Annotated in this window: 1 pseudogene; it reads left to right on the plus strand. The window is 31.2% G+C overall.

What is annotated here, in order from left to right:
- Window positions 1–1,248 (plus strand): annotated as a pseudogene (locus L8V77_RS07625) (hypothetical protein); the annotation flags it as partial.

Consider the following 1,248-nt stretch of genomic DNA (forward strand, 5'->3'; position numbering starts at 1 on the left):
ATAAATGCAAGTAACAATAACGCTATCAATGTAAGTCAAGGTGCTACTAATGTAACTATCAATAATGCAGGTAATGTTAATGGTGGAGGATCAAATGGTGCTGCAATTAATATAGGAAATAATAGCAATGGTGGCTCAACTATTAAAGATTTTACCAATAGTGGAACAATAGGTGATGGAAGTAATAAATTTGCTATTACTGTTTGGGGTAATGGTAGCAACAAATCAACAATTGAAAAATTTGAAAACTCAGGTTTAATACAATCAGGAAGTGGTGAAGCAATATATTTGGGTAATACCACTATAACTAATTTTACTAATGGTGGAACTATTAAATCTACAAGTGGAGTTGGTGTTAATGTAGCAGGTGGAACTACTATATCTAACTTAAAAAATACTGGTACTATTAATGGAAGTGATGGTGTTAAAGTTAATAGTGCTACATTGCAAAATTTAGAAAACAGTGGGACTATAAAAGGTGGTTCTAGTGGTATAAAAGTTGATAATGGAGGTAGACTAGAAACACTTAATAATGGAGGTTTAATTACTAGTAGCAATGGCAGTGGTATTCATGTTGAGCAAAAAGGTAACATCAATAGCACTATAAATACTATTAACAATACAGGTACTATTATTGGGAATGGATATGGTGGAATATTTTCTAGAGAAAGTACCATTAATAATATCTCAAATTCAGGACTTATAAAAAACAATTCTAATAAAGCAGATAATCATGGTATATATCTCGCTGGTGGAAAATTTAGCACCATCGATAATAAAAAAAGTGGGATTATTGAATCTAACGGAGACGGTATTAAATTATCATGGGTGGATGCAAATTCTGTTAAAGGTGAACTTGTAAATAACGCAGGTACCATTAAAGCTGGTGGTGCTGGGATTGCAGTATTAGCGGGAAGCACTATAGATAATATAAATAATTCTGGTATTATTGAAGCAAAAAAAAATGGAATTGAATTATATGATATAGGCTGGAAAAATGCTCAAGCTATTCATGTAAAAACTATAAATAATTCAGGAACTATTATAGCAGAGGATAATGGAATAGCATTTAGAGATGAACAAAATAATTTTGATAAAGTATCTATGACTATAGATAATATCAACAACACGGGAACTATTCTAGCTAAAAACCATGGGATTGTATTAAATGATTCTAAAAATTCTTATCAAATAGGCAATATTGAAACTAAAGGAGTAATTAGCGGGGGACAGGTTGGTGTTTATATA

The organism is Campylobacter sp. IFREMER_LSEM_CL2127 (assembly GCF_025771745.1).
Classification (GTDB): domain Bacteria; phylum Campylobacterota; class Campylobacteria; order Campylobacterales; family Campylobacteraceae; genus Campylobacter_D.